We start from the raw sequence: 7652 nt of genomic DNA, 5'->3' as shown, positions 1-7652 counted from the left end.
CAGTCCCGGCTTGATGCAATTTGCCAATCGAAAACCCCGGAACCACCATTCACCGGGGAACCCATAGTCCAACAAACCAGCATTTGATGGGCAGTTTTCTTTCATGAAAGCCGTTCTTTAATATAATCTTCCATTTTCTCCCGCGGTACACCGAGCGTCAGAGAAAGCTCTCCATACAGTTCATTCTCTGCCACTTTCATATAACGTTCATCTACCGCAGTCACTTTTTTGCCCTGCGCGATCCGCTCTTTTTTACGCTTATACAATGTCTTTACAATGCTGACCCATGCATGATAATCACATGTCCGGAGTGCTTCTTTATATTTTGCCTCGCGTTGTTTATCATCAGGCACCCACAAAAGTTCTATCCGGGGCATTTCCTCAATCAGCTTTTCTGCCTCTTCCTTTGAAATCGTCCTACGCATTACAATTTTCTCGCTGTCCGTAGGTACATAGACAGTCCCATTCGAATCCCCGACCGGTGCTAAAACATAATACAAACGTTCCTGGTCCGCTCCCGAAATATCGATATGGGTAATATCTTTGATCTGACAGACACCTTTTGCGCCACACACAACATATTCTCCGATTTCAAACATTCTTTTGATTCTCCTTTCCCTGGTTTCAAATTTAAATGATCATCTACAGGTATTTTTTCTATCTTATATTTACCTGGTATTTCATACCTGATATTTTTTATATCATACCACTATTTAACTATATCATTATTTTTCCCAAAAAGTCAGCAAAATAAGCGTTCAACGTTTATTTTTGTGAAAACTATAGCACATGATACTGTACGTTATTAGTCATATTTTACATAAAACGGGCGGCACAAAATTTTATGCCGCCCGTTTTTGATATAGTAATATTTTTTCTGCCACTGCTTTTGGCATAATCTAACAATTCCTGATATTCTTTCCGGTTAATGACATTTTCCACGCTGTTCTTTTTTTGCACTTTCAACGTCTTTATGGATGCCTGTTCACACTCTAAATATCTTAAATACCTGTTTACCGCAATCACGTAAAGATTTATCGTTGCAGGTGCCAGATTCTCATCCTGCAATTTCTGTTTATATAGCAGTGTCCTTTCTTTTGTAACTTCCTTTCCATTTAAATACCGGATAAATTTTTCTGCCTCCCTCAGATATACCTGTCTGGTATGTTCCGACAGCTCACTTTGTTTTAAATATTCCTCATACATTTCTGATCGTTTCATATGATAATCCTCCGTATTTCTAATAGTTTTTCCATAAGAAATAAAATTATCACAAAATAAAGAGTCGCTTGTGACTCTTTTGCGCTCGAGCGGTGCTGTTTACAGCTAACTTCTTCTCCGCGAGATGCGCATCCCGCCCGGAGGGCTTTTTGATTCATAGGACGTAATATCTTATGAATCAAAAAAACTGCCGTCTCATGATATTCTCATGAAACGGCAGTCCGTCTTGTTCGTACAGTCCAAATGGGTAAAAAGACTGTACACTATCTGCACATGGCAGACAATTATATTAAATTAGGGAAAGGAATTAACAAAATGATCTTGTCGTAATCTTATTATCTCTGAACACGTCCGGAAGCATCTCCGCCAGCTAATTTCTTAACTTCATCAACGCTTACCATGTTGAAGTCACCTTCTACGGAATGTTTCAGACAACTTGCTGCTACTGCGAACTCAATGGTAGCCTGTGGATCATAATCATTTAAACAAGCGTAGATTAATCCGCCACCGAAGGAATCTCCTCCACCAACACGGTCAACGATGTGCATTAAGTACTCTTTGGAGAAGTAGCTCTGTCCATCCTCATAGAGCATTGCTGCCCAGCGGTTGTCGTTTGCAGAGATAGATGTTCTTAATGTGATCGCAACTTTCTTGAAACCGAAACGGTCTGTTAATTTCTGTGCAACCTCTTTGTATCCTTCTTTATTTAACTCGCCTGCAGTTACCTCTGTACCCTCAGACTTGATACCGAATACGTCGTTTGCATCTTCCTCATTGGAGATACATACATCTACATATTTGCAAAGCTCGCCCATAACCTGGCCTGCTTTTTCTTTGGACCATAATTTATTACGGTAATTTAAATCACAGCTTACAGTGATTCCTTTTGCTTTTGCAGCTTTACATGCCTCTAAACAGATTGCTGCAACATTATCGCCGAGTGCCGGTGTGATTCCTGTAAAGTGGAACCAGTCTGCACCGTCAAAAATCTTATCCCAGTCAAAATCAGCTGTTGTAGCTGTTGCAATGGAAGAACCTGCACGGTCATAAACAACTTTAGATGGTCTCTGGCTTGCGCCTTTCTCTAAGAAGTAGATGCCAACACGGTCACCACCACGAACGATATCAGATGTATCAACACCATACTGTCTTAATGCATTCACACCAGCCTGTCCGATCTCATGTGTCGGGAGCTTTGTAACAAAACTTGCATCCAAACCGTAGTTTGCTAAAGAAACTGCAACGTTAGCCTCTCCACCGCCGTATGTTGCGCCGTAGGATGTAGCCTGTACGAAACGATAATATCCTTCTGGTGCCAGACGAAGCATGATCTCACCAAATGTAACGACTTTCTTTGCCATGATTTAAATCCTCCTAAAATAAAATGTTTCACATTGTGAAACGCTGTTTCATAATTTATATTTTTATTATAGCACTGAAAAATAGAATGTCAAACATGTTTTTACTTTAATGCAATTTTTATAGGTTCTGTTATTTTTATCCAAAAAAGTTGTGAAATATTTGCAACTTTCTCTTTTTTATTTTTGAGATATGTTATATAATGCATATGTATTGGTTCATATTGTAGAACTTGGTTTCATATTTTGAAACTGTTATGATATATTTTTTAAGGAGGTTTTTCCATGGACCGTAAATATGATGTCATCACATTAGGAGAGATTCTGCTTCGTCTTTCCACTCCGATCAACGGACGTCTCGCACAGGGCGATACTTTAATGAAGCATTTAGGAGGTGCCGAGTTAAATATTGCCTCCGAGATCGGACAGCTTGGCTTAAAGACGGCAATGATCTCTAAGATTCCAAATAACCTGCTCGCCGCATTCATCAAAAACCAGATGAACGCATCCCGTGTCAGTGAAAATTATCTGATCTCCGATACAGCAGACGACAGCCGTATCGGTGTCTATTATTACGAATATGGTTCCTATCCACGTAAACCGCGTGTTGTCTATGACAGAAAACATTCTTCCATCAACAACATCGATATCAAAGATGTACCGGAAACCATGTTTTATAACACACGCCTGTTCCACACCAGCGGTATCACTTTAGGTCTTGGCGGCAAAGCACAGAAGTTTGCCATCGAGTGTATCCGCAAATTCAAAGAGCAGGGAACCCTGATCTCTTTTGATGTCAACTACCGTGCCAATCTCTGGACCGGTGAGGAGGCAAGAGCCTGCATCGAACAGATTCTTCCCTTTGTAGATATCTTTTTCTGTTCTGAAGATACCGCCCGCCTGACCTTTGGCAAAACAGGCTCGATCGAGGAAATCCAGAAGTCTTTCTGCGAGCAGTACCCGATCTCCGTGGTTGCATCCACAGAGCGCACCGTCATCACGCCAAAGAAGCATAACTTTACTTCCATTATTTATTCTGCGAAAGATGATGCCTACTACCGCGAGGAACCCTACAACAATATCGACGTAGTCGACCGTATCGGAAGCGGTGATGCCTATGTTTCCGGTGCCCTCTATGGCTACTTAAAACATAAGGACTGCCGTAAAGCCTTAGAATACGGCAATGCCATGGCAGCCATCAAGCACAGTGTCATCGGTGATATGATAACGACCGACCTTGAAGAGATCGACAGCATTATCGCAGAACACCAAAATACAGGTTATCATTCTGAGATGAACCGGTAATAAATATACCGCCTGCTGCTTTGAGCATGCGGCAGATAGAAAGAACCGGAATATCCATATCCAATTTTTATGGGTATTCCGGTCTTTATATTTTCATTCCATTATATTGGTACCTGGCTGCTCTTTTTCACAATAATAGTTTTTACATCACTTCACGGATCACACGTTCCACATTTTTGTACGCGATTCTTTCTATGTCATCCTCACAAAATCCTTTTTTCTGCAGTGCATCGAATAATTTTTCCATCTCCATGCAGTCAGCAATCTCAAGATTTCCCTCAATCCCGTCAAAATCCGTACCAATGCCCACACATTCAATCCCGCCAACATTGACCAGATGTTTCACATGTTCACACATTCTTTCGATCCTGCTTACTTTATCCACAGGATCTGTATTTAAAAACGGTGGATAAAAATTAAGTCCACACACACCGCCATGCTCTGCCAATATCCGTATCATATCATCCGTCAGATTTCTCGTTGCAGGAGCGAGTTCCCTGCAGTTTGAATGGGATGCCACAAACGGTCCCTTCACAAGCTCTGCCACATCATAAAACCCGCCATCCGATAAATGGGAAACATCCACAAGGATTCCACGTTCTGTCATATATGTGACAGCTTCCTTCCCAAACGGCGTCAGTCCAAGCTGCATCCTTCCTGCATCTTTCGCATGCGGATGTCCGAAACAATTATCATCATTCCAGGTCAGCGTGATAAGCCGTACTCCCATCTGATAAAGCTGCTCTAAGCGCTCCATTTTTCCATCCACAACGCATCCGTTTTCCACCGTCAGAAAGGCTGATACTTTTTTCTGCTGCCAGTTGCGCTGCAAATCCTCATAGGTGCATGCCGGCGCAATGATATCTGCACAATTTTCCATCGTATTCTGATATACTGCATACATATCCTGCATCTGCTTTTCGATCTCTGCCCCGTTATACCAAAGACTTATCTTTCTCTTTTCTGACCGGCAGCCGTCTGGATCATGTCCCGGATCACTCCAGTTTTCTTCTTTTTTCTGCTGTAAAAACATGGCAAAAAACTGTGCTTTTGTGCCACACCGGTGCAGCCTTTCTGCATCCACCATCGTATGTTCCAGTTTTTTTGCCGTCTCTTTTTTCTGTTCCACTGCTTTTGCAAGCGTATCACAATGCATGTCGATATAATTCATATCCGATGAATCCTTTCTGCAAATCTGCCCCTGTAAACCTGTCAGGCTTATAAAACCGCCGTATTTTTTCTTTCAATGCACGGTTCTTTTAATATCATTTTATTCCGCAGCACACAAAATAACAACCCGACATAAATTCCATTGACTACTGCCATCATCAGATTTGTGGAAAAAAACGGAACTGCCACCGTATAGATCACGGCATATCCAAAATTCATTGCAACATAAATGACCAGCACACGCACGATCAATGCAATACTGCATGCCATTCCGAGCAAAAATCCCATCCGGTTGCTCTGCATCAGTGACTGTCTGAATGCCTGAAGTAAAAACCACACAAAGGCTGCTATAACCAGCACACCTGCTATGATTCCAAAATAACTGAAGATATTTCCAAGTAAATATTCGCCGTCCTGTGCATGCCCCTGCATCAGCAGCGTCCTGTTTCCAAACAGGCTGTATTCTGCAGCCGCACTCTTTATCATTCTGTTTTGGAAACCAAATTGCCCCATATGTTCAAGTCTTGCCTTCACATAACCATTTGTGAAAAAATGATGATACAAAAGCACTCCTGCTCCCAAAAGCCCGAACGCAAGACCTGCCAGTTTTACCAGATACCGTTTCTTCTTATTTCCAAATATCCCACGAAGTACCGCTGCCACAAGCAAGAACAGACAGACCACTGCATTTTCCAAAACCGCCGCTGTACTCATCGGTGTTGCCATAAGAAACAATACCAGAAATGGTACAAAGATCCATCCCACTGCTTTCAGGATACCAGCAAATTCATTCCCACGATACTGGTAAATGACTCCTGCAAAAATAACCGGCAGTAATACCTGCATACTGTAACACGCTAAAAGTGCGGTCTGATAATTTCCAATAACACCACCTGACCATACCAGACACAGGCAGATCAGATAACAGACAGCAACCGCACGGATATGTAAAAACAGCCATGTATAATCGACATACATCACCAGAAAGATCATTGCGAAGCTGACACCATTTATCACAAGCAATGATCTAAGCTGTTCTGCCTGTGATGTCCCACCTTCTGTTTTTCCGGAAATAACAACTGACATGAGTATAGATGCCGCCGTTAAAAGAACCGCCAGCACAAAAAGTTTCCATGGAAATGCCGGTCTGTGGATACGGTTTAATGCACATCCTGTTTCCACCGGATCTCCCATCTGCCGCACTGCCTCTCTTTTTGCATCTTCCCTGCTCATTCCTTCTTCCTCATAGCCTTGTGCCTGTTCTTCTATATGCCCGTTTATTTCTTCTGACACAAGCGCTCTGGCACGCTTATTTTGAATCTGTTCTTCCAGAGTCTTCATATATTCTTTGTAATCTGTCAATGTATTCCCTCCCGGCTCTTTCTGCCATGTTTGCTTTTTTCATCCCTACATTTTTTACACATTTCACTGCCTGATGCCATTTCATTTTTTCAAATACACATTTCCATGGCTTTACATGACAATACATTTGTAACTGCTGCGGCATACGTATTCCATTCGTCTTTTTTCTCTTTTAAAATACGTTTTCCTTCTCCGGTAATGTGATAATATTTGCGCATTTTCCCACTTGCATCATCCTCATAAGCCGTAACAAGATTGTTTGCCTCTAAGGTATGCAAAAGCGGATAAAGAGATCCCGCTTTTAATTCAAATACATTTTCCGATCTTTTCCTTAATGTTTCGATCATTTCGTAACCATACATGTCTTTCTCGTCTAAAAGCCGTAAGATCAGCATGGAAAGACTACCCTGAATCAATGATTTGTTTAACATAAAATCCTCCTTGTTTTCCGAAGGAAAATGCGAGCCCTTTGGCGAGCAGAGGATTTTCCTCCTTGTTTTGCGAAGCAAAATCCGAGTCCCTTTGGCGAGCAGAGGATTTTCCTCCTTGTTTTGCGAAGCAAAATCCGAGTTCCTTGACGAGGAGAGGATTTTCCTCCTTGTTATATAGTCTATCTATATATCTAAAGTATATAGTCTGTCTATATATATGTCAAGTTTTTTCTCATTTTTTGATCTTACATATTTGTTTGTAAGAATAAATACTGCATCCCCTTCACTTTCGGCATTATCCTGAAAATACTTTTGATCATAAAATATACAAAAACATCTTCAAGCCATTCCTACATATTTTTGTTTTGTGAAACTTGCTGCTGATGTGGCATAGAATTACTGAGTTATCAGAACTATTTTTATAGTATACTACAAGAAGCCGCATTATTCAATCACAAAATAAAAGGAACTCTGCTATCCGGTTAAATGCTGGTTTGTTTATGAAATAAATCGCCCGTCCCAATGGTGTGTCGCAGGTCTGTGAGTGGCATCTTGCGCAAAGCCGGAGTTAATTTTGGTTCCATTGTACGAAAATAAGAAAAGTCTAAGTGTGTCTGAGTTAGATTTTCTCGGAGTGACGTGACCGGCGTTCAACGAGCCATCCGTGGCTCGTGAAGCCTTGTTCTGCCATCCGTGGCAGAACATCACTGTGTATCTACAGACACACAATCTCAATCTGACCATTATCAGATTGAGATAGATTTTCTAATTTTCTCCCAAAGTCACAAAATCAGCTCAGGCTTTG

The 7652-nt window shown here is 41.5% G+C and carries 7 protein-coding genes; 1 reads left to right on the top strand and 6 read right to left on the bottom strand.

What is annotated here, in order from left to right; genetic code table 11:
- Window positions 1–101: 101 nt before the first annotated feature.
- From DXA60_RS18130 to DXA60_RS18115, 3 genes are all read right to left on the bottom strand, one after another.
- Complete coding sequence (locus DXA60_RS18130) at window positions 102–599, bottom strand: CarD family transcriptional regulator (protein ID WP_117922659.1); 498 nt, start codon at window positions 597–599, stop codon at window positions 102–104.
- Window positions 600–816: 217 nt separating this feature from the next.
- Entirely contained in the window at window positions 817–1221 is a 405-nt protein-coding gene (locus tag DXA60_RS18125) for a site-specific integrase (RefSeq protein ID WP_241070909.1), read from the bottom strand.
- Window positions 1222–1556: 335 nt separating this feature from the next.
- The gene (locus DXA60_RS18115; protein ID WP_117922657.1) at window positions 1557–2582 is read right to left on the bottom strand and encodes a sugar kinase; all 1026 of its coding nucleotides are present in this window, start codon (window positions 2580–2582) and stop codon (window positions 1557–1559) included.
- Between the two features lie 282 nt (window positions 2583–2864).
- Here DXA60_RS18115 and DXA60_RS18110 point away from each other — a divergent pair, with 282 nt between their 5' ends.
- Window positions 2865–3884 (top strand): sugar kinase, encoded by a 1020-nt coding sequence (locus tag DXA60_RS18110; RefSeq protein ID WP_117922656.1) that lies wholly within the window; start codon window positions 2865–2867, stop codon window positions 3882–3884.
- A gap of 142 nt (window positions 3885–4026) precedes the next feature.
- On the opposite strand, the gene DXA60_RS18105 is transcribed toward DXA60_RS18110, so the two are convergent.
- The 3 genes from DXA60_RS18105 to DXA60_RS18095 form a co-directional block, all read right to left on the bottom strand.
- Window positions 4027–5055: a dipeptidase gene (locus DXA60_RS18105; RefSeq protein WP_117922655.1), complete on the bottom strand. Its 1029-nt coding sequence runs from the start codon at window positions 5053–5055 to the stop codon at window positions 4027–4029.
- A 47-nt stretch (window positions 5056–5102) separates the two neighbouring features.
- Window positions 5103–6416 carry a permease prefix domain 1-containing protein gene (locus DXA60_RS18100; RefSeq protein WP_243006955.1) on the bottom strand — a complete coding sequence of 438 codons (1314 nt, stop codon included), beginning with the start codon at window positions 6414–6416 and terminating at the stop codon, window positions 5103–5105.
- Between the two features lie 89 nt (window positions 6417–6505).
- The gene (locus DXA60_RS18095) at window positions 6506–6847 is read right to left on the bottom strand and encodes a PadR family transcriptional regulator (RefSeq protein WP_117922654.1); all 342 of its coding nucleotides are present in this window, start codon (window positions 6845–6847) and stop codon (window positions 6506–6508) included.
- Window positions 6848–7652 lie beyond the last annotated feature (805 nt).

Origin of the sequence: Roseburia sp. OF03-24, from assembly GCF_003463035.1 — a bacterium.
Taxonomy (GTDB): domain Bacteria; phylum Bacillota; class Clostridia; order Lachnospirales; family Lachnospiraceae; genus Roseburia; species Roseburia rectibacter.
Note: the sequence above shows the minus strand (reverse complement) of the source record. Positions and strands in the feature narration are given on the sequence as shown.

Bases quoted from the DNA above. Each gene is read 5' to 3' on its own strand.
- DXA60_RS18095 (WP_117922654.1), bottom strand. From the start codon at position 6,847: ATGTTAAACAAATCATTGATTCAGGGTAGTCTTTCCATGCTGATCTTA.
- DXA60_RS18125 (WP_241070909.1), bottom strand. From the start codon at position 1,221: ATGAAACGATCAGAAATGTATGAGGAATATTTAAAACAAAGTGAGCTG.
- DXA60_RS18110 (WP_117922656.1), top strand. From the start codon at position 2,865: ATGGACCGTAAATATGATGTCATCACATTAGGAGAGATTCTGCTTCGT.
- DXA60_RS18105 (WP_117922655.1), bottom strand. From the start codon at position 5,055: ATGAATTATATCGACATGCATTGTGATACGCTTGCAAAAGCAGTGGAA.
- DXA60_RS18130 (WP_117922659.1), bottom strand. From the start codon at position 599: ATGTTTGAAATCGGAGAATATGTTGTGTGTGGCGCAAAAGGTGTCTGT.
- DXA60_RS18115 (WP_117922657.1), bottom strand. From the start codon at position 2,582: ATGGCAAAGAAAGTCGTTACATTTGGTGAGATCATGCTTCGTCTGGCA.